The organism is Sporomusa rhizae, from assembly GCF_041428845.1.
Classification (GTDB): domain Bacteria; phylum Bacillota; class Negativicutes; order Sporomusales; family Sporomusaceae; genus Sporomusa; species Sporomusa rhizae.
Genome location: NZ_CP156925.1, coordinates 694,975 through 721,684 on the forward strand (window position 1 = coordinate 694,975; position 26,710 = coordinate 721,684).

Here is a 26,710-nt window from a genome sequence, read left to right on the forward strand (position 1 = left end):
TTGAGAGAGCAAACTGATATACTCCCTTTATAGTCAATGTCATTAAGTTAATGCTGAAAAACACAACCATCCAGATTAAGATGGTTGTGTTTTTCTTATACATACAGGTGGGCATATAAAATTTATCAATTATAAAAAAACACTTGACAAATAAATAAAAATCGAAGGCTTCGCCTTGAAAATGAGGACATTTTTAAGGAGGCCTTTTAAAATGAAAAAGAAAGCATATCCAGAGCAGGTACGAACTGCGCTGCACCAAGCGATACGCTCAATCACAGCAGATTTACCGGCTTGCGTGAAACGACCAGGGCAAGATTTTTCACGCGAACGCAAATTATCACTGCATACTATGCTGCTTATGCTTGTAGGCATGGGAGGCAATAGCCTTTCAAAAGAATTATATGATTGGCTAGGCTATTCGTCAGAGACTGCAACCGCTTCAGCATTTGTCCAGCAGAGAGACAAAATTCGTCCAGAAGCACTGAAACTACTGTTTCACGAATTTACAAGACTAACAGTATCGGAGAATTCATTACAAGACTACAGGTTGCTCGCTGTTGACGGTTTGGATTTGAGACTTCCGTCAAATTCAAATGATGGATTCTCCTCCATCAGGAACAGCGAAGATAGCAAAAATTACAATCTTGTGCATTTGGACGCTATGTATGACCTGATGGGCAAGGTTTATGTCGGTGCATCCGTACAACCCAAGAAAGGCATGAATGAGCATAAAGCCTTAGTATCCATGGTAGACCAGTCTGAAATCAGCGGAAATGTAATTGCAATCATGGATCGGGGATATGAGTCATTCAACAATATCGCTCATTTTCAGGAGAAATCATGGTACTATATCATCCGGGCGAAAGAATCCTATGGGATTATATCAAGGCTTTCTCTACCAAATTGCCCGGAATACGATGAAGAAATCACGTTAACTCTCACCCGGCGCCAAACCAAAGAAACGTTACCGCTTTTAAAAGCATACCCCCATCGGTATCGATGGATACAACCACATACGACATTTGACTTCATTAAACCGAAAGATTCCAAGTTTTATGATTTACATTTTCGTGCCGTTCGCTTCGCTATTGCTGATGGTGTGTATGAAACGGTTTATACAAATCTCAATGCCGAAGATTTTCCGCCGGAGAAAATAAAACAGTTCTATAATCTGCGCTGGGGAATTGAGACATCTTTTAAGGAGCTTAAATATGCTGTGGGTTTGGCAAGTCTGCACAGCAAAAAGAAGGATTTTATATTGCAAGAGATTTTTGCCAGACTAATTCTATACAATTACTCTTTCATTATCATGCATCACATCAGTATTTCGGAAGATTTGCGAGTAAATTTTCCAGTGGCTTTAAATATATGCCGTCAATTTTTGAGAGAGTTAATTCCAGCGGTCCAAGTTCTTAAACTGATAGGTAAGCACCTTTCCCCAATACGCCCTGGCCGACAATTTCCTAGATATCAAAATCCAATTTCAGCAGTAGGGTTCCAGTACAGAATTATTTGAGATTTAACATGCGTGAAAGGACTTTACAGATGCTTTTCGGGCATCTGCTTTTGTGTTGCTCAAAAGTCAAAAACACCTGCGTTTTCTATGTTATTCTGTGTATGCGACAACCCCAGCGGTATCACTTTTCTACTACTGGGGTTTCTTATAAGCTTATCTTAATGACATTGCCTTTATAGTTGACAGTTAAAATAATAACTGTTCTATAAAGGGAGTATTTTTCATTATTTTCTAATTAACTATCATCACTATCCGGCCAATTAGTATAAATATATATATAGGCGTTGCTTTTGCCTCCCATGTTGCTTTTATGGAGAAAGAAACTTACCAGGCAGGCCTAAGTTCACCTTTATGAAAACGATAGTAAGAAAGGAATTGAACTTGTGAAGAGTAGGGAAGAGTATTTGAAGGAATTAATCGACAGGCAAACCGAAAGTTTGAATATCGAGTTTAAGAGATGGATCGACCCCAAATCGCCGGAAGGAATTGCGAAGATTATTAAAGTCTGCATTGCTATGAGAAATAATAATGGTGGCTTCTTTTTCATTGGTTTTGATGAAGAATCACGGCAACCGGATGTTAATAATGCGCCTACTCAGGATGTGCGGGAGCTTTTTTCTCTTGACAACATTCAATCTATTGTTTCGAAATACGCCTATCCGCAATTTGAAATAGATATTTGTTTTATTGAAAAAGATGGGCAGGATTATCCCGTGATCTGTATCGAAGAGGGGATACGCACACCCGTTTCGACTAAGTCTGAATTAAGAGATTCCCATAATAAGTTGTTAATTAAGCAGAATACCGTTTACGTTAGAACATTAAAAAGCAATGGAACACCGAGCACTTCTGAAGCAACCTATCAAGATTGGGGAAAATTGACTTATATTTGTTTTGATAATCGGGAAGCGGATTTAGGGCGGTTTATCCGGCGACATCTTTCCCATATAGACAAAGGAGTTTTGCAGTCTTTATTTAGCAGTATCATTGAATTTTCGCAGACTCGATCGGAGCGTTATGAGGAAGTAGCTATTCATTTACTGGATACCGGTAAGAAGCGATTTGAAACTGTAGTCAAGGAAAAATATCATGACCAGCTTCCTGAGCATGGCTCCTGGGAAGTTAGCTGTGTTATCAATTCACAGGAGCAAAAACATTCTGCAAATCAATCTTTTCTAAATTTGTTATTAGCAAGTAATCCGAATTATACAGGCTGGCCAATTTGGTTAGATAGCAGAGGGTTTAGTAATCCGGCAACTCACCCCTATGTTTTTGAGAATGCCTGGGAAGCTTGTATAGTAGCTCTCAACAAGGAGTGGTTTAATCATATAGACTTTTGGCGAATTGATCCACAAGGGCATTTTTACCTGTATCATGCCCTGGAAGACGATTTACAATCAACGATTAGACCCTTAGAGGTATTAGACTTTGGATTGCCTATTTGGAGGGTGGGAGAATCTTTGGCTGTAGGGTTAGCATTTGCACAAGCTATGGACTATGAAATTGAAACTACGAATCTTACATTTTATTTCCGATGGACTCAATTACAACATAGAGTGCTTACCTCATGGGCAGCTCGTGCGAGCTCAGTAGCGAAACGGTCAGCTGCCGAAAATGTAGTTCTAGCTACCGTCAATCTGCCACTATCAACCCCTTTATCTGCTCTATATCAGTATGTGGATCAGGCAACAAAACCTCTGTATCAAATTTTTGACGAATTTGAGCTTTCTTCCCGTGTTGTCGAAGCGATAACCCAAAAAATGCTTAGAAGAAAATGGTAGGGAGTTACTAGTCCCTGATCTGCCGCCTGCAAGAAAATAAAATCTTGCAGGATTTTTTTATTTTGTGGGAAATAGGTATTTTAAGTAAGCACCTTACACCCCTCCGGTAAAAAACACCAATAGACCTTACCGGCCGGCATTAGGAATAGATGTCGCCCTGGCAGAACTCCTATCAAATAAAGGGGTATTATATGCCCCTGAGGTTGTTGATGCTCTTGTGCGATTAGTGAAAGAAAAAGATTATCAAATTCCAGAGTAACCAAAAAACGGACAAACTAAATCGGGACTCGGATGCGCAATAGAATTTTCCCTGCGGGTCCTCCGGGAGGTATTCATGAAGAAAGTCATCATTGCACTAGTTGCTGCTATTGTGTTTTTTGTCATTACCCCATCCACCTCTTTGGCCTGAGACTGCGGTGATGACCCTTTGTATAAGGGTTTTACGGACTCATCCCCGGAAGCGTTTGTTGCCAAAGAATTTGATAAAATTGCTCCACCTCCGGGAATGAATTGGAGGGGTAAGCCTGAAACCTGGCTGGATCAGGCTTGCCAGAATGGTTGGACCGTTAAGACTTCCGTTACAGACGCCAAGTTAGGATCCATCGTTATCTTGTCTGACCAATCAACCCAAATAACGGTCGGTATCGTCCGCGACATCAATGATGCGGGTATCCGGTTTGATAGCCTTGAACATAACAAGCAGGTACAGAAAAAAACGCTTAGTTACCAGGCGGTGAATGAATATAAAATAATTGGTTATATTTGGCCTGAGCGGACTACAGCCAGGAAGAAGCTAATAATAGCCCAATAGCCAAAACGTCTCTACCTGCAAGAAAATAAGATCTTGCAGGATTTCTTTATTTACTGGTAAATAAACTATTAACCGGTAATTATGATGTCATAAAGGATAGTAAGTTCTGAAAATAAAAGCTCCGCCGCAGCCATAAGCTGGCTGCCGCGGAGCAGAACTGTTCCCTCGAGTCTCAACTATATTTTCTTAAAATCAATATGTCCTTGCTCAACGTCCGTGTGTATCAATTGTACTCTGACTCGATGTCCGACAGCCTCACCTGTAAAGTGGCCAACAAGTTTTCCTTCGACAGGTGGATGAAGGAGACGAACCCAAGTTCCTTTTTCGGATGCGCCGGTAACGAAGGCATCAAATTTTTCTCCAATCCGGGATTGCAGCAGTATTGCCGCGGCGGATTTGCCAACCTGCCGTTCCACTTTCTGCGCTACATTTTCGGCCTCGGTACAGTGTCTGGCCAGCAATTCCAGTTCATCAACCTGATAAGGAACCGGTCTGCCCGCTAAGGCTGCTTTTAGTAACCGTTGCGTAATTAAGTCCGGATACCTTCGATTGGGAGCTGTGGAATGGGCATAATCCCTGACGGCTAAGCCAAAGTGGCCGACAGATTTTTCACCTGGGACTTCGACAACATATTCACCGGCACCTAACAACTTAATAATACTGAGGGAAAGATCAGGAAAACGAAGCGGATCAGCTTTTTGTTGTACTGTCAGGAATGCCTCTAACGCCTTTGAATCAGCTTGTTTGGGTAATGAAAAATTATGTTGCAAAGCAATTTCGACAATGCGTTCCCATTTTTTTGGTGTGCGCACGACACGCCGTAGTGACGGGAATTTTTTCGCTTCCAGGTAGCGGGCCGTAACACCGTTAGCCGCAATCATAAAATCCTCAATCAGTTCTTTGGCACTATTTCGTTTTTCGACTTCTAAATCCTTGATTTCATCCATAGTGAAGACAGGACGGGCTTCTATGGTTTCAAAATCCAATGCACCGTGCATATGGCGGAGCGCTTTTAACTTTTGCGCCACTTGATGCTGTATACGGATATTTTCTGCCAGTCCGGGTATTGCAGTAATGGCCGGCGGCATGGATGACACACCGTCCAGCCAGGCGGCAACACTGTTGTAAGCCAGCTTGGCGTGGTTTCGGACCATGGCTCTGTAAATATCTGAGCTAAGTATTGTGCCATTTCCGGCGAGAACGATTTCCACAACGATTGCCAGCCGGTCTGAATCGACATTAAGCGAGGTAAGATTATAGGAGAGTTTCTCAGGCAGCATGGGGAATATCTGGGCAGCCGTATAAATAGAAGTGGTATTATGTTGGGCATGCTCATCGATGGCTGAGGACTTCTTTACTAACGCATCCACATCGGCGATCGCCACAAGAACTTTTACTGCTTCCCCGGGCTGCTGGATGACAACGGTAAGCTGATCCAGGTCGTTGGAATCATCATTATCTATGGAACACCATAATAGATCTCTAAGATCGCGTATCGATGCTTCAAGCGCAGGAGTATTTTCGTCAAGTTTATTTAGTTCGTCAATAACCTGAACAGAAAAGTCCGGGAAAAGATCTCTTTCGAGCATCACCTGATGGGCAATTCGCTGTAAGCGGGAACGATGGTGTTTGTCATTGTTGCTACTCACTTTGTCCTCCTCATAACGCTGTTCATTGATATTCTCGTTGATTTATTTCCAGATCTAACTAGCCTTGCTAGCGGGTAAGAGTCTGTCTGAGCACTGGATTAGTATTTCTGTTTTGAAACTGTTTTTCCTGCTGCCGGCACATCAATAACGAATATAATCAATGCAGAATATTTACCTTGTCGGCATGGACAGAACTTTTTGTTACGTGTATCATAAAATTCGTGAAGACTCGTATATTTTGGATTGTTCTTTACAGATATAAACTCAATTTTGACGAATAGGAAGGTATAGCATGATTACATTTGGTACAGACGGTTGGCGGGGAATTATCAGTGAGGATTTTACTTTTCATAATGTCCGCCTTGTTGCCCGGGCCATAGCTGATTATATAATAGACCGCAATGAGCAGCAGCAGGGTATAGTGGTAGGCTATGACGCCCGTTTTCTTTCGCGGCAGTATGCGGAAAACTGTGCGGCGGTTCTGGCTGCCAAGGGTGTCACGGTATGGCTGTCTGATGCGATACTTCCCACACCGGCGCTCACCTGGCAGGTAAAAGACCGCCAGGCCGCGGGCGGAATTATGATTACCGCCAGCCACAACCCGCCTGAATATAACGGACTTAAATTCAAGGCGTCGTACGGCGGGTCGGCTTCACCGGAAATTGTGGCTGCAATTGAGAAATACGTACATAAGCTGGAAGCCGCCAACAGTGAGCAGCCCCCAGTCGCCGATTTATCTGGTGTTCAGTATTTTTCTCCCCAAACGGAATATCTTGCCCATGTTACAGCCATGTTGGATCTAGAGATACTATCTTCCTTTAAGGAGCCGATAGTATTTGACTGCATGCATGGCGCCGGCAGCGGCTATGCTGTGGTACTGGCCCGTGCGCTGGGCATCAACCTCAAAGAAGTGCGCTCAGAATATAACCCTTCTTTTGGGGGCGTCAGTCCGGAACCCATTGAAAAGAATTTGCGGTTCCTTCAGGAAGAGGTAAGTCGTACCCATGCTTATAGCGGCCTGGCTGTGGATGGCGATAGTGACAGGATCGGTGCGGTAGACGAAAATGGGCGGTTCATCAATGCACACCAGATTATGGCTTTGTTGGCTAAGTACCTTATTGAGAAGCGTGGCTGGAGCGGTGGGGTGGTGGAATCGCTCAGTGCTTCCGGATTGATTAAAAGTGTGGCCAATAAATATGGGCGCAAGCTCTATGAGACTCCTGTCGGTTTCAAATATATTACGGAAGTAATGCTTGCTGAGGATGTTCTTATCGGCGGAGAAGAGGGAGGCGGTATCGGGGTCAAGAATTATATTCCGGAACGCGATGGACTGCTGCTTGCTTTCTTGCTCATAGAAATGATGGCCGCTTATCGAAAACCGTTAGGGAAGCTGCTTGATGAACTGTCCCTTGAACATGGTTGGTTTTATTATGGCCGCAGGGATTTGCATTTAGCTGACAGGCAGAAGAAAGCGCTGCAGGAGAGCTTAGCGCTAACGCCGACCGCGTCGATTGGTACCAGCAAAGTGCTGTCTGTGCAGTGTACTGATGGCTGTAAACTGGAACTTGAAAATGGCTGGTTGATTTTCCGAGCATCGGGGACAGAGCCCATTATCCGTATCTATGCAGAATTATCGACCAAGGCTGCGTTGGAGAATGTACTCGCTAGTGCCATAATATTCGCTCAGTCCATGTAATGTGCAAGAATAATGACAAAAGGGCATAGGGGACGTTCACGTTTTGGCACCTAAATGCTCCTAAAGTAAAGTGCCCAAAAAAAGGGAACGTTCCTATTGTCATCTACTATGGTTCCACGTATTTGTCATTCATAATCTTTTTATACATGTGGAATCCCAGAAGGTCAGATAAAAACCATCCTGCAACAATAGCCCAGCAAACGCCCGAAAAGCCAAGCGAGGGTGCAAATGAGTAAGCCAGCAGTACTCTGATGCCTTGTGACACAACGGTCATCCAGATAGAAATTTTTATGGCTCCAATGCCTCTAAAAAATCCATAGAACATAACAATGAACCCAAGCAATACATAAAACAGGCCAACAACTCTAAGATAGCCAACACCAACGGCTATGACATCCAGGGCTTCTTTTTGTACGAACACCGAAAGTAAGCTGGGCGCAAAAATAAAAGAGATGCTACTAATCACTCCAGATATGGCTATGATTATCTTGGAAGTTACACGAAACCCCTTACGAATTCTTTTGGTATTGCCGGCTCCTTCATTCTGAGCCGCATAGGTGGAGAAAGCATTACCCAAATCCTGCAATGGTCTGTTCGCAACCTCGTCAATTCTTGAGCAGGCTGCAAATGCAGCCATAACGGTTGCCCCAAATGTATTTACTAATCCTTGTATAAGCATCATTCCAAAGCTGGAGAAGGACTGTTGTACCGCTGTCAGCACGGAATAGCCGGCAACTTTTTGAAATACAGCTGGACTGAATACTAGGTCCGTTCGTTTAAATTGCAAAAATTGCATCCGCTTGGCCGTATAAATGCCGCAGCATAGGGCGGCGAGGACCTGTGAAATAAATGTGGCAATTGCTACGCCTAGGACTTCCATATGAAATACTACGACAAAGAGCAGATCTAAAAGGATATTCAATAGGCATGAACCAACCAAAAAATATAACGGTGATTTTGAGTCGCCAATTGACCGTAATAAAAAGGCACATGCGTTATACATGCCTACAAAAACAAAGCCTAAAAAATTGTATTTTAAAAATTCCGCGGCATAAGCGGCGGTTTCTTGGGGCATTTGATACAGGCTGATAATCTGCGGTAGAAAGCCTAATGTTACAACCGAAATTATCAAGCTTGCACAAAATAGAAAGATAAAAGCGGTAGAAATTGTTTTTTTTAATTCATCGTACCGCTTGCCGCCATAGAGTTGGGAAAAAATCGCCGAGGCCCCCATGGCAAGACCGATCAGAATAGAAGTTACAAATACAAGTACAGCGCTTGAGGAACCGACCGCTGCGAACGCATCCTTGCCGATAAATTGCCCGACTACAATGGCATCAATGATGTAATAGAGTTGTTGAAACAGATTGCCTATAAACATCGGGATAAAAAATTTGAGAATAACCCGTGAAGGGTTTCCCTTTGTCATATCCAGTTCCATTGGTTGACCTCCTAACTTTAAGCATCAATAGTTAGATCTTGAATAAAACAACTTATAAGAATCATGGTTGCACCAATATAGCCACGAACGGGAAGTACCTCCTGTAGAAATAAAAAACCGAGTAATGCTGCGGAGACAGGCTCCAACGAGTACAATATCCCCGCCCGTTCTGGCGTGGTATACTTTTGGGCAACAGGCTGCATGACAAATCCGAAGGCACTGCAAATGAATGCAAGCCCAAGTACAGCCACCCATTCTTGATCTGTATGGGGCAAGGAGGGCTGTTCAAATAGCAAAGAGAACAGTAGTCCCAAAAAAGCAGCGAACCCAAGCTGAAAAATGCCTATCAGTAGTGGGTTTTCTTTTTGCGTCAAAAAATGTGTTACTACCATGTAGATTGCATAAAGTAATGCGCTGAGTAAGCATAAGAAGGAACCAAGATTTAAATTAATAGTGCTTCCTAGTGTCAAAAGACCGATTCCCGTAAAAGAAACAACTACGCTTATAACTACGCTCCTCCCAGGTCTTTTCTGAGTAATGGCACAACGAAGTAAAGGTATAAAAACGACTGTCGTACTACATAGAAAACCGGCCTCCGAAGCTGTCGTAGACTCTAATCCAAACATGACGGTGGTAAAAACCATAAAAATCAATACTCCCAATAGGGCGCTATATCCAATTAGCTTTGTATTAATTTCCTTTAATTTCTTCCAAAACAAAGCCGCAGTAATAAGAAAAGCAATACCGAAACGTAACGCGATTAGATTAAATGGGCCGATAGTTTCCACTCCCAGCTTCATCAACAAATAGGCCATTCCCCATGTCATGGATATAATAGCAAGAAGTATTTCTGCGTTCCTTTTAGACAATTATGTATTTCCCCCTTCACGAAATGGTCTCCTGATGCTGAAGTGAATTCCCAGCCGTGTACTGCGGCGTAATCACAAGCTCCATGTGCAAAACACTCTATCTTGTAAGAATGACTATGTTGCTAAGCCCATATATCACTTTATAGCATAAGCTATCCTAACCCATACTGATTGCAATGCTGATTTATGTTGATTGATAGACTATCTGTAAATCTAATGCGAAAAATAAAAACCACAGGCATAAACCTGTGGTTAAAGTACGGCGTATTTAAATAATTTTAGGAGTAAAACTTATTTTGTATTGCGCAGTAAGGAGGATTCCCGATATTTTAATGGGGTAATACCATATTGCTTTTTAAATGCTGCACAGAAATTGCTAGGGCTTGAATAGCCAATTTCATAGGCAATTTCATTAATTGATTTCTCTGTTTCCAACAACATGGAGGAAGCCAGGTATAAAGAAAATTTTCTGTGATAGCTGAAAATAGTATCTCCATAAACAAGCTTGAAACCCTTAGTCAGTTTTTTAGGATTAATGACCAACTTCTTAGATAGTAAAAGAATGCTTGGTAATTCAAACGGCTGCTCAAGCAAGATTTGAGGAATTTCCTTGATTTTTTGTAATTCATAAGGAGTGAGTGCTGTTAACTCATATTTTTCGTGCTTCATAACTTCGTTCGATACGATCATGGACAATGTTTCCATAACCTTACTTTCGTAAAATAAAGTACGGGATTTTGCAGGGAGGCGACAATTAAATATTTTCAGAAAAACAGCAGCTATTTCAGGCGGAGTATTCATGCCTAAATAATACTCCGAGCGAAGCTGATCGCCCAATTTCTCTATTGTATCCTTCCATAATCCAATTCCAGTACTTCCAAAATAAGTGGAAATTGCACTTTTACTGGCTATAATAGATACCCCTTGATATTTTTGGTGGGCGCATCGCTTCACAGTTCCACGCATATCCTGTGACATGGATATGGACAAATTATTTGGCCCAAAACATGCGGTCCCTGCTTTTTCTCCTTGAATATACATACACCCATCTATACAGTATTCGATTTCAAAATAATCCCCAGTTAAATCAAACGCTGTTTCTATATCCTCAAAAAAAACAAAATCAAAAATGAGTAACATAATATTGCCTAATAAGGTGTAAATCTGTATCGTACCTTTTCCATATTTGGGCTTTATATCGTAAACAACGCCTTTACATTCATCATGGTTGGGCAAGAAACGAGCATATCCGATTTGTTCATGCAGTTTTCTATATTGTTCCAGCATATTTGTGTACCCATTTCTTGAGCTTATATAAAATCTATGCTCCATATTCACGCTCCTGCCTTAACTCTATCAAATGATTACATATCAATATCTAGTCAAAATAGGGCTAACTAAAAAATAATTATACCATATTTCAATAGTAGTGTAGGGGACGTTTACGTTTTGGCACCTAAATGCTCCTAAAGTAAAGGCTGAAAAAGGAATGTCCCTATTGTCATCAACAACAGCGATAGTTTTTTTATTTGGTAAATTTAACTAGACTATTTCTAAATAATTGATTATAATAATTAATAAATAATAATTGTTTGTTTGAAAAGGGAGATGTCCTATGATATGGAAAGAAAAATATAAGATTGGAATTTCGACCATTGATGAACAACATGAGGAACTGTTTAACCGTGTCGCTGATTTTTTGCAAGCTATTCGTCAGGACGGCCGTTGGGAGGAGAAAGTAGACAAGGTAAAGGATACGATGGTGTTTCTGCAGGAGTATGTAGTGACACATTTTGATTACGAAGAAAAGTATCAACAAACATTAGGTTATCCAGACTGTGACGAGCACCATAACATTCACGAAGCATTTAAGGCGGATATCCAAAGTATGGCGCAGGAATTTGCGGATGCAGGTTATCATGAGGAAGCGGTGCAAAAATTGGCGGGCAGATTGCTGGCTTGGCTGATTAATCATGTGGTCGCGACAGATCAGAAGATGGCCCAATATGTGACAGAGCAGGGGTTGGAAAAAATATGAAGGCGGAATATGTGAATCCGGTCTTTAAGGCCGTTACGGAAGTTTTTAAAGCTATGTTAGATCTTGAAGTAAGCCGGGGCGTAACGAGAACTGCAGCTGGAATGCAGGAGGTAGATATCCGGATTAATGTAAAAGGTGATGTTACGGGTTCCATTCTGTTTCAATTCCCACAAGATACGACATTAAATATTGTGCAAATCATGTCAGGTATGGAAATAAAGGAATTAGATAGTTTTGTTACTTCCGCCATGGGGGAAATATCTAATATTATTAGCGGTAATGCAGCAAGCTATCTATCAAAGCTTAATTATCACTGTGATATTATGCCGCCGCAAATTGCGGTAGCTGATGCCGCTATAGCATCGCATTTTTCTCAGGAGACCTTGAGTATTCCATTACATACCAATATAGGCGATATGAATATCCATATTTCTCTTGACGAAGTGAAATAGTTTTTCCAATTCGCTGATAAACGGAAAAGCGATAAAAAAGACAATTGGAGGGATTTTACATGGGAAGATTTGAAGAGGCAAAAAAAATTGGCCTAAGAGACAAGGCTTCAAAAAAATTAATCGCGGTCTACCCTTTAAAAGCTACTGGGAGCGACAAAGAAATCGAAAAAATGGTTCGCGATTGGTACTATAAACAGAGTTGCCAGGCAGAAGATGAGCTGTTAACGGCTTATGTAGATGTTTTGACCGAAAATGAAATAAAATCGCGGCAATAAACACCCTCCCTCTATTACGGTAAAATATAACTGTATATTTGCCGGAATGGAGGGATTTTCTTTCCAGTTCCAATTTGGCTGGGGGTTTATTTTTTTTTTAACAAAAAACATGTCTATACCATATACTGTATTATTCGACCTGGGAGGGATGGTAATGTTTCTGGATGCTGTATATGGTTTGATTGCTTTCGGTGTTTTTACTTTGTGTTCTTTAGCGTATATGTACTTTAGACTTCCAAAGAATTAGCCGTATCCTTTTGGATACGGTTTTGCATTTGTAGATAGAACATAACACTCGGGGATTTAATACTAATTTAAGGATACGCCTTTATCATGTAGAGCCGCGGGGCTCTACGTATACCTTCTATTAACTCAGTTTATCTACTAATACTTGCATATTCTCCAACATATAATAAGGTAGGAGGGATGCAGAATGAAACATGCATACTTGGACGGCAATCAAGTAATAATTAGAGATGAACATGAGAGTAGTGGTGAAATCGTAAAGAAAGAGAGACTATTTTTTACGCGTGAAGACTATGCGGAATACGTCAAAGAGCAAAGCAATAATCAGAATGAAAACGATAAATAAATGAAATATTTTTCAGAGCCAAAACGGCTCTTTTTATTGGAGATGTAGATAAATAAAAAGTAATTCTAAAAATTGCCTAATAAAATAGTAGCGATACTATTAATTAGGAGGTTCACGATGTCTATAGCAGGTTGGACAATAATACTGGTCATGGTACTAAGTGTATTAACTGGAATTATTAGAATGTCGCTATGCAATGTCGCAGCGACCACTGATAAACGAGCCAGATATAAAGATTGAGCCTAAAAGGCTCTTTTTTATTTGGAGTGATATTATGCCGCGTTGAACCGTGCCGCTTAATCTAAGCAGTTTTGGTTCGAAACTCTATCGGGCTAAGGCTGTTTAATTTTTTCTGTAGATGTTCGTAGTTATATTTATCAGTAATGTGTGCTATAATAACTATATCATTAGATGTTGATATAAAAACTTAACAATAATGTGAGAGGTGAAACTGGTTATAGAGGTAATAATGAAAAGAGGCAAAGAAAAATGATTAATCCGCCATTAGAGGTTTTACTCGGCAAAGTTGGTGATAAATATACTCTTTGTGTTATAGCGGCTAAACGAGCTCGTGAAATCTTAAGCCGTGGCGAAATCTTGGTAGATGGTAAGCCTCAAAAGCCAGTTAGTGTTGCCTTAGAGGAAATTGCTTCTGGGAAAATAACTTACCAGCGAACTAAAATTGGAATTAAGTAACTAAGTATAATAAACAGAAAAAATAATATATCGCGGGGTGGAGCAGTTGGTAGCTCGTCGGGCTCATAACCCGAAGGTCACAGGTTCAAGTCCTGTCCCCGCAACCACGGAAAATTAGCCGCTTACAGGATAACATGTTGGCGGCTTTTGTTATCCTGTAACATACACCTTTAAAAAGCGTCCCAACTCAAGACGAGTTATTTTATGCATCGGGAACGGTGGCAAGGTAATTGATATTATGGCCGCACTGGAAGCCAGTATTAACGCGATTAAAGAGCAGGAGAAACCTAAACGCAGGAAAAAGATTGGATAGTTATAGACTGTAAAGCCCCCGACGTGTGTCAGGGGCTTTGTGTTTATATAATGAAAGATTTTTTTATTATTTAGAAACCTGAGTGGATTTTTTTAAAATTTTTCTATAAGTAACGCGCTAGTAACAAAAATAGAGAAATCCTTAAATTTTAAAGGAAAATCTTAAATTAAATTTAACTCAGTATTAACAACCATTATTTCCTCTAGCAATATAATTTTAGATGTAGAGTGAATGGAAAAATAATCCATAAATTCTGCTATAAGATTAGAAAGAGGTGGCATATGAAGAGAAATTGGAAAAACTACTGGAAACGCTTTTTTATAGCGGGAGCAGCCAGTTTGTTACTGGCATCTGGCGTGAACATGGGAGGGGTTCAAGTGGCGCAGGCTAAGGCTAATCCTCAGATTTTTGATTTAGAAGCCCATCGGGGTGGGCGCGATGCTCGTCCGGAAAATACCCTGGTGTCTTTTGCCTATGCTATGGAATTAGGAGTTACTACTTTAGAAATGGACATGCAAATGACGAAAGACGGGCATATTGTCATTAGCCATAATCCGGTTCTGAATCCGGTTTTAACGAAAGGCCCGGACGGAAAGTATGTGGAAGCAGGAAAATACGATATTCGTACCATGTCTCTTAACGTAGTGAAGCGATTTGATGTTGGTACTATGAATTCTGCCGGCGGTGATTACTATGAAAGTCATGGTAAGACGCAGAAATCAGTTCCAGGCGCAAAAATCCCCACGTTGGAAGAAGTATTTGAATTAGCTAAGTCCTATGGTAATGATAAAGTATATTTTAATATTGAAACGAAATCATATGCTGACCCTGCTGATCCTGCCTATCATAATAATCCTGACCCTGAAGTATTTGTCAATAAGGTGTATGAAGTAGTAAAGAAATATGGTATGCAGGAAAGGGTAACTTTACAGTCTTTTGACTGGAGAACACTGAAAGCAATGCGTAAGTTAGATCCGAATATTACACTAGTCGCTTTGAGCAGCGAGCAGCCATCTTGGGGACCAGAGGGCTGTTCTCTAAAACTTGGCGATCAAAACCCTTCTCCGTGGCTTGCCGGCTTAAACATTAATGACTATCATGGTGATTATGTCAAAGCTGCTAAGGATACTGGAGCCGACATCGTATCTCCATACTGGGAAGAGCTTTCGCCACAGTTGGTAAAGGAAGCTCATGAGTTAGGTATGAAAGTTGTTCCTTGGACAGTAAACAATCAGAAAGACATGTCGATGCTCATTGACATGGGTGTTGATGGCTTGATTACTGATAAACCGTGGATTCTTCGCGATTTACTCATAACTAAAGGTATTCCGGTTGCCAAACCTACTGTAAACGGTAAAAGCCCATATCACACCGGGATCGATATTGTATCAGCAGAAAGCAAGCAACTTAAAAAAGGCGGAGATGCTGCTCACTAGACATGTGGGTATTGCCCTTGGAAGGAGCAGGCTGAATCTGGGTTAAAATATAATTCAGTTCTTTGATAAAATAACAGAGCTAATTAAAAAAATGAAGGCTAAGGCAGGTTATGAAAATTTGCTTTGGCCTATTTTGTTTATCAATTTTTGATAAATTTATCATATTTTTATCATTGATCAATGATAAAAATATGATAAATTTGTTTGCAGCATACGAAATAGCCAATAGTCTTGGGTTTGGCATGATTCTTGCATATTTTATTAATGTACTTCACAAGAGGAAGTGAAAATGAAGCAGGTTGAACAATAAAACTAAGGAATGTTTGCAGTTACCCTGCTTACAGTTTCTTTAGTTTTTTTATTTTAAAATTATTAAATGCAGCAAATGTCAGATTAGATGAAAGGCTACATGATACATAATTATTTAGTTGTTTTGAGGTGATAAAATGTCCAGCTTACGGCAGATACAAGTAACCACGCAACAGATTGCTGAAGCCATTTCCAGTGCACTCAGTATGGATGTTACGATTGTAGATGATTCTATGGTAAGAATTGCCGGAACAGGATATCATCAAGCTACGATTGGACAAAAAATTACCGGCAATTCGGTATATGAAAAAGTCATCCATCACCCTGCGGAATACATTATTAATGATGTCAGTACCTATCAGGATTGTGCCAAGTGTGAGAAGCGAACCAGTTGTATGGAACTGGCGCAGCTATGCTGCCCGATTATTGTCGGGACGAAGGCTATCGGTGTCATTGGCTTGATTGCCTTTTCGCCTAAGCAACAGCTGGAATTGGCTAAGAAAGACCAACGGTTACTGAGTTTTGTCCGCAAGATGGCGGAGCTAATTGCGGTTAAAATCGTGGAAGAAGATAGTCTGAACCGTATCGTATTTCTAAAAAATCAAATGGAAACAGTGCTTAATTTTATCGCAGAGGGCGTTATCGCGATTGATGAAAATGCCAAGGTCATAAATGTTAACTTTGCGGCCGAAAAGTTGCTGAAAATTAAAGCGCGCGACGTAATCGGCTTTCATCTTAACGAAGTTTTTCCTGGTACGCCAATCCCTGAAGTATTGCGGGATGGCATTGGCTTTATCAATAGAGAAGTAAGTGTCTGGAATAAAGGAATACATTATCACTATATGGTAAGTGCCAAGCCCATGTTTGGCGAAGAGGAAGTGCGAGGGGTTGTTGCCAGTTTTTCCGCGGTTGGTGAATGGACGGTACAACAGTCTTTAGTTCAAGATAGGCTTACCTTCGGAGACATTGTGGGTTCCAGTAAAGCCTTGCTTCAGATCAAAGAGGAAGCTGCCAAAGCGGCCAAAACTTCTTCGACGGTACTGATTATGGGTGAGAGCGGGACAGGCAAAGAAGTTTTTGCCCGCGCCATTCATTACGAAGGTGACAGGGGCAATAGGCCGTTTGTCGCAGTCAATTGCGGTGCTATTCCGGAAAATTTACTGGAAAGCGAACTGTTTGGTTATGAAGAAGGAGCTTTTACCGGAGCCCGCAAAGGCGGCAAACCCGGGAAATTTCAACTGGCCAACAATGGTACTTTATTTTTGGACGAAATTGGTGATATGCCGCATTTCTTGCAAGTCAAGTTGTTACGGGTATTACAGGAAAAAACAGTGGAACGGGTAGGCGGTATTAAAGCAATGTCGTTAAATGTACGCATTATTGCCGCTACTAACCGTAATTTAGAAGAATTGGTCAAAGAGGGAACATTTAGAGACGATTTATACTATCGGCTTAATGTTTTTCCGATAGAATTGCCGCCGCTGAGGAAAAGAACAGGTGATATTATGGAATTGGCCAAATTCTTTTTAGAGAAACAAACGAAGAGTTCAGGTAAGAAGATTACCGGCTTTACTGACGAGGCTGCACTGTGTATGAAAAATTATGATTGGCCGGGTAACATCCGTGAATTGGAGAATGTTGTTGAATGTGCAGTGATCAAGACTTCTGCGGAAGTAATTGATGTCGATGTACTTCTTACAAAATTGACCGCAGGCATACAGCTTTACCTGCCTATTCAGCCGGTGATGTCCAATCAGGGGTCAGACGAATTTGAGGAGCGCCAGGCAATCATGGCTGCACTTAATGCCTTTGGCAAGTGTGTTGAAGGCAAAAAAAAGGCTGCGGCCCATTTAGGTATGGGTATTGCAACTTTATACCGCAAAATTCGCAAATACGGTATTGAAGCCGGGTAGCACTGAAGCGATAAATTTATCATATTCTATCAATAATTATCACTTTTAGTGATAAATTATCAAATTCAATACCCCGCCTTCTATAAGGTGGGGTATTGAATTTGCAGGCAGGGAAAACCCCCGACGGAAGACTCAATACTTCGCTTTGGCGGGACAAGTTTACTGCCAAGCATGTTCTTCCCGTTGCATTGGCACGGTTATTGCTTAGTAGTATAACAAAGGGAGTTGACAACATGAATACAAAAGCAATCATTGAATTATTAAAAGCAGAGGTACTACCAACCACAGGATGTACGGAACCCGGTGCTGTGGCCCTAGCAACGGCGACTGCCAGTGAAGCGCTCAATAAAAATGTAGATCACATTACAGTCACCGTTAATTCCAACATTTACAAAAACGGTGTGGCTGTAGGCATTCCCGGTACGGGTGAAACAGGCCTTACGATAGCTGCTGCTTTGGGCGTTGTGAAAAAACATCCGGAAAAACAACTGTCGGTGTTGGAAGGGGTGACACCTGAGGAACTGGCAGCAGCCAAAGCCATGTTGGCTCAAGATATTGTCGATATTCATGTGGATGCAAGTAAAACCAGTTTGTATATTTGTGCCCGGCTTATGTCTGGAGCTGATTGCTGTGAAGTTATCATAAGAGATAAACATACGAATATCGTCAGCATTCAACTGAATGGCAAAAATTTGTTGAGTAACCAAGATACGCAGTGCAGCTTGCGAAAGGATTACCGTCAATTTCTGCGCGATGAAAATATCAGTATCGCTCAACTGGTTGCTGCTGTGGAAGCATTGCCGACGGAGGAAATCGCATTTTTACTGGATGGGGTCAATATGAATGTGTCCGCCGCAAAAACCGGTATTGAGAAAAAGCTGGGTATGGGAATTGGGTCTATGTATGAAGAAATGATGGCCAGCGGAGCCATATCTGATGATATGATTAATTCCGCCAAACGGCTTACTGCGGCAGCGGCCGACGCACGCATGTCGGGGGAAAATGTGCAGATTATGAGCAGCGCCGGGAGTGGAAATCATGGCATTACCGTTATTTTGCCGGTTTATACCGTGGCCCAAAAAATTGGTGCTTCCCGGGAACAATTGCTCAGAGCCATTGCCCTTAGTCATTTGGTTACCATTTATGTAAAAATCTATACAGGCAATTTGTCTGCTTTATGTGGCTGTGCGGTAGCCGCAGCTACAGGAGCTACGGCGGCTATTACCTGGCTGATGGGTGGAAATATTACAACGATCGAATCCGCGATGAAGAATATTATCGCTAATCTTACCGGTATGATCTGTGATGGCGGCAAGGTGGGGTGTGCACTGAAGCTAGCTACTGCTGCTGCCGCTGCCGTGGAAAGTTCACTACTGGCACAAAAGAATATTGTTGTTCCTGATACGAATGGCATTATTACAAATTCCATTGAACGTACGATAGCAAATTTGGGTAAAGTCAGCAATCCAGGTATGTTAGCAACTGATAAAGTAATTTTGGATGTGATGCTGGAAAAAACAGCTATTTAAATACATCACGGCCACGAGTACCTAATATTTCCTATGAAGTAAAGGAGGTGTACAATTATGATGACCAGTGCGCTAAAAGCAAATTATCTTGATTTTTTGTCGGTTAAGGTAATCAATGGCTATCAACCGTATAGCTGAATATGCTTCTGGTAAAACAGCCGCTAGTTTTTTTAGGAAAAATTCCGTTGTTGAGACTGGTCAGTTACAGCTGAATTGGTATAACAATTGAGCCAATTATGAGAAAATCAAATCATTTATCAAGGAAGTGAAAATTTAAATTATGGAAACAGTAGCCCAGTCAAATATTGGAATGTACAAACAGCCCAGACCTTTTTATATGGTCTTTTTCATCGAGATGTGGGAAAGATTTGGTTATGCCGGTCTGCAAACCGTCCTAGCCATGTTTTTAGTAAAAAGTATTGGTATGTCCGATGTCGAGGCCTTTGCGATTTTTGGTGCGTTTTATGCGATGGTTAATGGTTATGTCGCGATTGGCGGCTACATCGGTGACCATATCTTAGGAACGAAGAGAACGATTGTATTGGGTGGAATTACCCTGCTGATCGGTTATGTTATTATCGGCTTAGCCGGTGCCGATAAGATGAGCGTTTTTACAGGGATCGCCTGTGTGGCCGTTGGTAATGGTTTGTTTAAGGCTAATCCGGCCAGCTTGTTGTCCAAGATTTATGCTAAGGATGATCCGAGACTTGACGGAGCATTTACTTTATATCATATGGCGATTAACACCGGCGCATTTATGGCCATGATTTTGGTGCCGATGCTCGGCGGAAGATTTGGCGCGCAAACAGGCTTTTTTGTATGCGCTGCCGGTTTGGTGTTATCTTTATGTACTTTTGTTTTCTATCGCAACATCGTTAAAGACATTGATTCACCGCCCGGCAAACTGCCTTTGCCGAAAATGAAACTGATGGTGATTATTGTAGGGGTTATCGCGACAATTTACTTATCCGCATGGATGTTGACGAACCTAGCGGTAGCACATTGGCTGCTAGCGATTGTTGGGACCGGTGTTTTTGTTCGATTTTTCTATGAAGCCTTCAAACGGACAGGTCTCGAACGCAGTAAAATGCTGGCTGCTTTTGTCCTAATGCTGGAAGCAATTGCATTCTTTGTTATTGGCCAGCAAATGCCGACTTCTTTAAATTTCTTCACTATTAATAATGTTGAGCACACTGTTTGGGGCATCCGTATTACTGATCCCGAATCTTTTCAGGCCTTAAATCCTTTCTGGATTATTGTTGCTAGTCCTATTCTAGCTTATTTCTACTCTTATTTTGGCAAACAAGGCAAGGATTTGACTATCCCTGCTAAATTTGCCACCGGTATGGTCTGCTGTGCTGTCAGTTTCCTCGTATTGGTGCTTGGCATTACGACGGCAAATGCGCAAGGTCTTGTATCCGTATGGTGGCTGGTCAGCAGCTATTTCTTCTCTTCGGTAGGCGAATTGATGATTAGCGGGTTAGGTTTGGCCATGGTCGCCAAACTGGTGCCTCAGGAAATGGTGGGCTTTACTATTGGGGCATGGTATTTGTCTTCGGCAACAGCAGGGGTTATTTCCGGCAAAGTGGCCTCATTTGCTGCTGTGCCAAAAGGAATGACCGACTCGCTGCAAACATTGCCGATTTATTTTGGCGCGTTTATGAAAATGGGGATTGGCGTCGGCATTATTGCGTTACTTGTATTAGCCTTAGTGCCTGTGCTAAGAAAAATGATTCACGAGCAAAATTAACTAAATTCTTTGATTATTATTAGCTATTAAAAGGAGAACGTGATATGAGTCATAAATATGAGTTTCCCATGACAGGTGTATGTGCAAAAAAGGTTGCTTTAGACATAGAAGAGGGTGTTGTCCAAGGGGCTGTTTTTGAAGGGGGCTGTTCCGGCAATCTCCTGGGAATTGGCAGTTTAATAAAAGGAATGCCTGTTAAGGAAGTAATTAAACGCTTAGACGGCATTAAATGCGGAGAGAAGGCGACTTCCTGCCCTGCGCAACTGGCACAGATCCTCAAACAAAATTTTTAAAAATAATGCAAGTTTACTGGCAAAACAGGCTGTAAGCCGACAGCAATACGAAAGAGATTTCGGTCATAGCTTACCGGAGCGGATAATGGCATAAAGCAGCCAGATAAACATGGTCACGGCTATGGCAAAGCCGATTTCAATAACGGGAATTCTCCACAATTGGGAAGAGTGTCCGGCAAGGTTGAAACTGACGATAATACTGGCCATGATCATACTAAAGGCCAGCAGAATAACGCTAAAGGAGAGCCGGTTGCTGATCCTGTCCAGTTTAATAAGGATACGGTCCATTTCGGAAACGGAAACTTCCAAATGCAACCGGCCCCGTCCGGCGACGGAACCCAGTTCCTGAACATAGTGGGGCAACTGGATAAATAGTTCACTGACAGCGTTGATAGTACGCCGAACTTCCTGGGCTAGATTCTTAGGATGGAGACGTTCCCGGAATAACTGTTTTCCGAACGGTTCAGCGACCGTAAGGATGCTAAGCTGAGGGTCCAGTCTTTCCACAATACCCTCCATAGTCAGCAGAGTCTTGCCTACCAGTGCCAGATCGGCCGGCATTTTTATCTTATGTTTCTGCGCGGTGGCAAACATCTGATTGATGGCATCCCCCAGGCTGATTTGACTTAAAGGAACCCCATAGTATTTTTCCCTTAACAGATCGACATCGTCGCGGAACTGAGCCCGGTTCACTTCGGCAGGAACAATTCCCATGCGGAAAATTGTTTTGACTAGTTCTTCCGCGTCCTGGTGCATTAGGCCAATGACAAGGGAGGCTAGGTGGTGTTTTTTCTCAGGGCCGAGACGGCCAACCATGCCAAAATCCAGGAAAGCGATAGTTTCTCCCGGCAGCACCAGCACATTGCCGGGATGCGGATCACCATGGAAAAATCCCGCTATGAAAATCTGCTGAAATATTTCTCGGGCAAAGCGCTCTGCTATGCGGGAGCGGTTATAGCCTCGCTGCGCTAACTGCTCCAGTTCGTTTATTTTTATGCCCTCAACAAAGGCGGCTGTCAGCACTTTTTGCGAACAATATTCCCAGTATACAGGCGGAATATAGATGGAAGAATTGCCCTGAACCTGTTTTAAAAATTTCTCGGCATTATAAGCTTCCCGGGTATAATCCAGTTCAGTACGCAGCGATTTGGCGAGTTCATCAATCAACTCGCCCAGTTGATACGTCTGTGCCCAGGAAAAACGGCGTTCTGCCAGGACGGCCAGTTCACGCAGAATTTCCAGATCGGTTTCGATCGTGGCAACAATGCCAGGCCGCTGAATTTTTACCGCTACTTGCTGACCGGTCTTAAGCTGCGCCCGGTGAACCTGGCCAATGGAAGCGGCCGCTAGCGGCTCCGGGTCAAATTGCCCGAACAGATCTTCCAGGTCCGATCCTAATTCCGACTTTAGCAAAGTACGTACTTCGCTAAAGGCAAAACCGGGCACTTCATCCTGCAATTTTTCCAACTCCGCAACGATTTCGGCAGGCAGAAGGTCCGGCCGGGTACTGGCGATCTGTCCTAGCTTGACATAGGTTGGCCCCAATTGTTCGAGCAGCAGCCTGATGCGCTCGCCTAAGCCGCCGGTGTTTTCTTTGGCAGCTGCCGGACGGGGGTGGCGTGGATAGGGCATGTTCTGAGGCAGGCCCATTTCCTCTACAATATAGTCAAAGCCCTGATTGAGCAGAGCCATTGCAATTTCACGATACCGGTTGATATGGCGCATCTTTTTACCAAACATACGTATCCTCCCCCAAACGGCGCTTACTGTCGCGTAGCATTTCATTTTTTCTGTGTAAATATACCTGTTTGGGGCGGGAAGTTGTAGTAAAGGTAATACCTGCTAAATTAGTAATATAAGGGACGTTCCCGTTTTGGCATTTAAGTGCTCCTAGTAAAGTGCCAAAAAAGGAACGTCCCTATTGTCATTTATAGCAACGCTGGGGGGATTTTGTCGAATATAGATTTCTTTTGGAGAAACAAAACAGGAATAATGAGAATCTTGGGGAATTTCTAAGGAACAGCCTATATTGTAAATAATTCTTTTATGGTGGTATCGTCCAGTTTCTCCCGTCATTCGAAAGGATGGATTCATATGACAAGCAAAAATTACGCAATAAAAATTTCGTTAGCCTATTTTGCTTTTGGGGTAATCTGGATTTTTTTATCTGATACTATTGTGGAACTTTTATCTTTAAACAGAGAGGTTACGATGTTGTTTTCCGTTATTAAGGGCTGGAGTTTTGTCGGTTTATCGGCTTTCTTTATTTACCTTATAGCCAATCGGTATATACAAAGATTAGCGTACACTAACCAGATGCAACAAGAAATTTTGCAGGCTATTCCAGATTTAATCCTGCGCCTTGATTGTCACGGGAATTTTTTTGACTTTAAGCCCGCTAACTTTGCGCCGTATGTTCCGGCGGATCAATTTTTGGGGAAAAACATTACGGACGTGTTTACCCGCGAATTGGCAGAGCAGGCCCTTGAGTTTATAAAACAAGCTCTTAATAGTGGGAATATACAACTTATGGAGTACCAACTGGAGCAAGATAACCAAGTGCATTACTTTGAAGCGCGTTTTGTGAAAAATAGTGATTTCGAGGTCATGGCAATAATCAGAGATATTACATATAAAAAGAAAATTGAACAAAGGTTAGAACTTCTGAGTATTAAAGATTCACTTACTGAAATTTACAACCGCACTCATTTCGAAGAGCAAATCCTTAAGATTGGTAAGCAAAGTGGCGAAACTGTTGGCATTATTGTCTGTGATGTTGACGGTCTGAAATTAATCAATGATACATTAGGGCACTTTTCAGGCGATGAATTACTCAAGACTACAGCCAAAATACTAAGTTCGTGCATATTCCCTCCTGATATTGTCGCCAGAATTGGCGGAGACGAATTTGCAATACTGGTGTCAAATCCTAATACTCAAAAAATGAACGAGTTATCAAAGACAATTGAAATCGCTATAGAAAAATATAACGCTACCAACCACCAACTGCCATTAAGTCTTTCCTGCGGGTGGGCAGTCGGCTATGGGGATATCAATTCGCTGTTTAAAGAAGCGGATAACAACATGTATCGGGAAAAAATGCATAAGGGTTTAAGTACACGCAGTGCAATAGTACAGGCAATGATGCAGGCGTTAGAAGCCAGAGACTATATTACGGAAGGGCATGGCGAGCGCCTGGAAAGCCTTGTTGAAGCCTTTGCGCAAAAAATACAACTGTCGGCCCCATTGATTGCCGATTTAAAGCTTTTGGCAAAATTCCATGATATAGGGAAAGTGGGGATTCCCGACAATATCCTATTTAAACCGGAGAAACTAACACCTGATGAAATATCTGTTATGCGTCGTCATTGTGATATTGGTTTTCGGATTGCGAAATCAGTGCCGGACTTAGCACCTATTGCCGATTGGATTTTAAAACATCAAGAATGGTGGAATGGAAAAGGATACCCCCTTAACCTGGCCGGTGAAGAAATTCCATTGGCATGTCGTATCCTTGCGTTAGCCGATGCTTTTGACGCCATGACCAATGACCGTCCATACCGTAAAGCCATGAGTTATCAAGAAGCAATTGACGAAATACGCAAATGTGCCGGAACTCAATTTGACCCTGTTCTTACTGAACCGTTTATTGAAATGCTAGCTGGTTTAGAGGATAAAGCTTACTCAGTGAAAGCTTCAAAGGGTCGGTCCGAAACCACTGAAAAAGGCAATAAATAAATAACTTCCCTCTATTATGGCAAAATAACTGTAGATAGTTGCCATAATAGAGGGATTTACGTTACTTAGACATGTGCTACACCAATTAAGTATAGTTTAATCTTTTCTCACAATAACTTGGTCAGGTTTAACAGCAATCCAACATACCACACCGAGAATCGCTGAAAAAGCAGTCATTGAAATAGCCGCCTGCCAGCCATAATGGGTAGCTATCCAAGCAGTTGCAACCGGTGCTACCACACCGCCGATATTACCCCAGAAATTCATCCAACCTGAAACTGTACCGCAAAATTTGCCACCAATGTCCATAGAAGCGGCCCAAGAGGCGTTAAAAGTAAACCCTAATGCCCCTAGTGAAATCGTAAGCCATAGAACATTCATCGTTGGTGTGGCCGCAAGAGCAGCCATGTAAAGCGCCGCCCCGGAAATTAAAAGGCCACTTGCTCCGAATAGCGTACGCGCTTTGTGCTTAGATACCCCTGCGGCGATAAGCTTGTCACTGACAAATCCCGTAAGAAAAGTAATAAGACATAATGCAGCCCAAGGAAATGAAGCGGCTATCCCCATTTTTGCTAGTGAAAACCCTTGCGCTTCCATGAGATAGAGAGGCAGCCACGCAAGAAAAACATACATAATGTAGTCGGTAATAAAATATTGTAATCCAATGGCCCAAAACTGTGTTGAAGTGATGAAACATCTCCAAGGTGCAATCTCTTTAGCCGCTTTCGGGTCACTCAATACCATGCCGTCTTCAATATGATCGGCTTCGGCCTTATTAACAAATGGAGATTGACGCGGCTCATTTTTCGCTAAGACCCACCAAGCTAAGGCAAGAACTAATCCCGCTACGCCGAAGATTATGAATACGGAACGCCAGCCGAAAGCCAGCATTAAGGCAACCGTTACCGCAGGACCAAACACCGGCCCCACAAAAGCCCCACTCAGCATAAAGGAAGAAGCCGTTGCCTTCTCAGACTTATTAAACCAACGATAGATAAAATTATTCATAGCCGGAAAAATAGGTCCTTCGCCCAAGCCAAATAACGCTCGAATAATTGCAAATGAAGTAAAACCAGATCCACATGCGGTAAGAACAGTAAAAACTGACCACCAGGAAACTGCCAACGTTGATGCGATGCGTTGTCCAAAATACTCTGCCATCATCCCGCCGGGGATCTGCATAAATGCGTATCCTGAGAAAAAGGCTGTCTGTAAAAATCCCATATCTACCTTAGTAAAACCAAATTCTTGCATAATTGTCGGTGTAGCTACCGACAAATTAACACGATCCATGTAAGACATAAAAGTAATTAAAAAAATGAGTACTGCCATAAACCATCGAAAATTTGTCCTTTTCAAATAATCCACCTCGTTAGTAAATTTGATTAGTCTGATGAGTTCAATATTGAGCTTCACTCCATATGAATAAAAACATTACTTTTGTTATTCCTTTGCAGGTCAGTACTATAATGCTTTCTCACATAATAGCAAACAAAACTATCCCTAACTCATCGATAAAATCTGAGTAACATATTACAGGTTTACAATGTTACATTATTTATAGTGTTTTCCGTAAAAACATAAATTCCTGCAAAATACATAGAATTTACTCC

At 42.0% G+C, this 26,710-nt stretch carries 21 protein-coding genes and 1 tRNA gene; 16 read left to right on the top strand and 6 right to left on the bottom strand.

Going from position 1 to position 26,710, the window contains the following annotated elements; all coding sequences use genetic code 11:
• Positions 1-211: 211 nt before the first annotated feature.
• The 3 genes from SRRS_RS03160 (at position 212) to SRRS_RS03170 (ending at position 4,108) form a co-directional block, all read left to right on the top strand.
• Complete coding sequence (locus SRRS_RS03160) at positions 212-1,516, top strand: IS4 family transposase (protein ID WP_371366155.1); 1,305 nt, start codon at positions 212-214, stop codon at positions 1,514-1,516.
• A 404-nt stretch (positions 1,517-1,920) separates the two neighbouring features.
• Entirely contained in the window at positions 1,921-3,297 is a 1,377-nt protein-coding gene (locus tag SRRS_RS03165; RefSeq protein WP_371366157.1) for a helix-turn-helix domain-containing protein, read from the top strand.
• A 427-nt stretch (positions 3,298-3,724) separates the two neighbouring features.
• Positions 3,725-4,108, top strand: coding sequence for a hypothetical protein (locus SRRS_RS03170; protein WP_371366159.1), 384 nt, complete (start codon positions 3,725-3,727; stop codon positions 4,106-4,108).
• A gap of 176 nt (positions 4,109-4,284) precedes the next feature.
• Here the strand turns inward: SRRS_RS03170 and SRRS_RS03175 are convergent, their stop codons facing one another.
• Positions 4,285-5,757, bottom strand: coding sequence for an RNB domain-containing ribonuclease (locus SRRS_RS03175; RefSeq protein WP_371366160.1), 1,473 nt, complete (start codon positions 5,755-5,757; stop codon positions 4,285-4,287).
• A 292-nt stretch (positions 5,758-6,049) separates the two neighbouring features.
• On the opposite strand from SRRS_RS03175, the gene SRRS_RS03180 reads away from it, so the two are divergent.
• Positions 6,050-7,453, top strand: a complete 1,404-nt coding sequence (locus SRRS_RS03180) for a phosphoglucomutase/phosphomannomutase family protein (RefSeq protein WP_371366162.1) — start codon at positions 6,050-6,052, stop codon at positions 7,451-7,453.
• Between the two features lie 106 nt (positions 7,454-7,559).
• Here the strand turns inward: SRRS_RS03180 and SRRS_RS03185 are convergent, their stop codons facing one another.
• From SRRS_RS03185 to SRRS_RS03195, 3 genes are all read right to left on the bottom strand, one after another.
• A complete protein-coding gene (locus SRRS_RS03185; protein ID WP_371366164.1) occupies positions 7,560-8,894 on the bottom strand; it encodes an MATE family efflux transporter in 1,335 nt (444 codons plus the stop codon).
• 17 nt (positions 8,895-8,911) lie between these two features.
• Complete coding sequence (locus SRRS_RS03190; RefSeq protein WP_371366165.1) at positions 8,912-9,763, bottom strand: DMT family transporter; 852 nt, start codon at positions 9,761-9,763, stop codon at positions 8,912-8,914.
• 291 nt (positions 9,764-10,054) lie between these two features.
• Entirely contained in the window at positions 10,055-11,095 is a 1,041-nt protein-coding gene (locus SRRS_RS03195) for a helix-turn-helix domain-containing protein (RefSeq protein ID WP_371366167.1), read from the bottom strand.
• A gap of 283 nt (positions 11,096-11,378) precedes the next feature.
• Here SRRS_RS03195 and SRRS_RS03200 point away from each other — a divergent pair, with 283 nt between their 5' ends.
• The 11 genes from SRRS_RS03200 (at position 11,379) to SRRS_RS03250 (ending at position 21,359) form a co-directional block, all read left to right on the top strand.
• Positions 11,379-11,801 carry a bacteriohemerythrin gene (locus SRRS_RS03200; RefSeq protein ID WP_371366169.1) on the top strand — a complete coding sequence of 141 codons (423 nt, stop codon included), beginning with the start codon at positions 11,379-11,381 and terminating at the stop codon, positions 11,799-11,801.
• Positions 11,798-12,253, top strand: coding sequence for a chemotaxis protein CheX (locus tag SRRS_RS03205; protein ID WP_371366170.1), 456 nt, complete (start codon positions 11,798-11,800; stop codon positions 12,251-12,253). The genes SRRS_RS03200 and SRRS_RS03205 overlap by 4 nt, the downstream gene beginning before the upstream one ends.
• Before the next feature lie 59 nt (positions 12,254-12,312).
• A complete protein-coding gene (locus SRRS_RS03210) occupies positions 12,313-12,528 on the top strand; it encodes a hypothetical protein (RefSeq protein ID WP_371366172.1) in 216 nt (71 codons plus the stop codon).
• A 433-nt stretch (positions 12,529-12,961) separates the two neighbouring features.
• On the top strand, positions 12,962-13,120 hold the full coding sequence (locus SRRS_RS03215; protein WP_371366174.1) for a hypothetical protein: 159 nt from the start codon (positions 12,962-12,964) through the stop codon (positions 13,118-13,120).
• Between the two features lie 489 nt (positions 13,121-13,609).
• Positions 13,610-13,816, top strand: coding sequence for a DNA-directed RNA polymerase subunit omega (gene rpoZ / locus SRRS_RS03220; RefSeq protein WP_371366176.1), 207 nt, complete (start codon positions 13,610-13,612; stop codon positions 13,814-13,816).
• A gap of 31 nt (positions 13,817-13,847) precedes the next feature.
• Positions 13,848-13,923, top strand: a tRNA-Met gene (locus SRRS_RS03225).
• Between the two features lie 487 nt (positions 13,924-14,410).
• Positions 14,411-15,565, top strand: coding sequence for a glycerophosphodiester phosphodiesterase (locus SRRS_RS03230; protein ID WP_371366178.1), 1,155 nt, complete (start codon positions 14,411-14,413; stop codon positions 15,563-15,565).
• Between the two features lie 446 nt (positions 15,566-16,011).
• Positions 16,012-17,787, top strand: coding sequence for a sigma-54 interaction domain-containing protein (locus SRRS_RS03235; protein ID WP_371366180.1), 1,776 nt, complete (start codon positions 16,012-16,014; stop codon positions 17,785-17,787).
• A gap of 233 nt (positions 17,788-18,020) precedes the next feature.
• Positions 18,021-19,316, top strand: coding sequence for a serine dehydratase subunit alpha family protein (locus tag SRRS_RS03240; RefSeq protein WP_371366181.1), 1,296 nt, complete (start codon positions 18,021-18,023; stop codon positions 19,314-19,316).
• Positions 19,317-19,596: 280 nt separating this feature from the next.
• A complete protein-coding gene (locus SRRS_RS03245) occupies positions 19,597-21,066 on the top strand; it encodes an oligopeptide:H+ symporter (protein ID WP_371366183.1) in 1,470 nt (489 codons plus the stop codon).
• Positions 21,067-21,110: 44 nt separating this feature from the next.
• Positions 21,111-21,359: a TIGR03905 family TSCPD domain-containing protein gene (locus tag SRRS_RS03250; RefSeq protein WP_371366184.1), complete on the top strand. Its 249-nt coding sequence runs from the start codon at positions 21,111-21,113 to the stop codon at positions 21,357-21,359.
• Positions 21,360-21,422: 63 nt separating this feature from the next.
• On the opposite strand, the gene SRRS_RS03255 is transcribed toward SRRS_RS03250, so the two are convergent.
• Complete coding sequence (locus SRRS_RS03255; RefSeq protein WP_371366186.1) at positions 21,423-23,099, bottom strand: ABC1 kinase family protein; 1,677 nt, start codon at positions 23,097-23,099, stop codon at positions 21,423-21,425.
• Positions 23,100-23,453: 354 nt separating this feature from the next.
• Here SRRS_RS03255 and SRRS_RS03260 point away from each other — a divergent pair, with 354 nt between their 5' ends.
• Positions 23,454-25,097, top strand: a complete 1,644-nt coding sequence (locus tag SRRS_RS03260; protein WP_371366188.1) for an HD domain-containing phosphohydrolase — start codon at positions 23,454-23,456, stop codon at positions 25,095-25,097.
• A 96-nt stretch (positions 25,098-25,193) separates the two neighbouring features.
• Here the strand turns inward: SRRS_RS03260 and SRRS_RS03265 are convergent, their stop codons facing one another.
• On the bottom strand, positions 25,194-26,456 hold the full coding sequence (locus SRRS_RS03265) for an MFS transporter (protein WP_371366190.1): 1,263 nt from the start codon (positions 26,454-26,456) through the stop codon (positions 25,194-25,196).
• Positions 26,457-26,710: the final 254 nt, after the last annotated feature.

Coding starts and splice junctions, on each gene's coding strand:
- SRRS_RS03160 (WP_371366155.1), top strand. CDS start 212: ATGAAAAAGAAAGCATATCCAGAGCAGGTACGAACTGCGCTGCACCAA.
- SRRS_RS03180 (WP_371366162.1), top strand. CDS start 6,050: ATGATTACATTTGGTACAGACGGTTGGCGGGGAATTATCAGTGAGGAT.
- SRRS_RS03185 (WP_371366164.1), bottom strand. CDS start 8,894: ATGGAACTGGATATGACAAAGGGAAACCCTTCACGGGTTATTCTCAAA.
- SRRS_RS03195 (WP_371366167.1), bottom strand. CDS start 11,095: ATGGAGCATAGATTTTATATAAGCTCAAGAAATGGGTACACAAATATG.
- SRRS_RS03200 (WP_371366169.1), top strand. CDS start 11,379: ATGATATGGAAAGAAAAATATAAGATTGGAATTTCGACCATTGATGAA.
- SRRS_RS03205 (WP_371366170.1), top strand. CDS start 11,798: ATGAAGGCGGAATATGTGAATCCGGTCTTTAAGGCCGTTACGGAAGTT.
- SRRS_RS03210 (WP_371366172.1), top strand. CDS start 12,313: ATGGGAAGATTTGAAGAGGCAAAAAAAATTGGCCTAAGAGACAAGGCT.
- SRRS_RS03215 (WP_371366174.1), top strand. CDS start 12,962: ATGAAACATGCATACTTGGACGGCAATCAAGTAATAATTAGAGATGAA.
- rpoZ (WP_371366176.1), top strand. CDS start 13,610: ATGATTAATCCGCCATTAGAGGTTTTACTCGGCAAAGTTGGTGATAAA.
- SRRS_RS03230 (WP_371366178.1), top strand. CDS start 14,411: ATGAAGAGAAATTGGAAAAACTACTGGAAACGCTTTTTTATAGCGGGA.
- SRRS_RS03235 (WP_371366180.1), top strand. CDS start 16,012: ATGTCCAGCTTACGGCAGATACAAGTAACCACGCAACAGATTGCTGAA.
- SRRS_RS03240 (WP_371366181.1), top strand. CDS start 18,021: ATGAATACAAAAGCAATCATTGAATTATTAAAAGCAGAGGTACTACCA.
- SRRS_RS03245 (WP_371366183.1), top strand. CDS start 19,597: ATGGAAACAGTAGCCCAGTCAAATATTGGAATGTACAAACAGCCCAGA.
- SRRS_RS03250 (WP_371366184.1), top strand. CDS start 21,111: ATGAGTCATAAATATGAGTTTCCCATGACAGGTGTATGTGCAAAAAAG.
- SRRS_RS03255 (WP_371366186.1), bottom strand. CDS start 23,099: ATGTTTGGTAAAAAGATGCGCCATATCAACCGGTATCGTGAAATTGCA.
- SRRS_RS03260 (WP_371366188.1), top strand. CDS start 23,454: ATGACAAGCAAAAATTACGCAATAAAAATTTCGTTAGCCTATTTTGCT.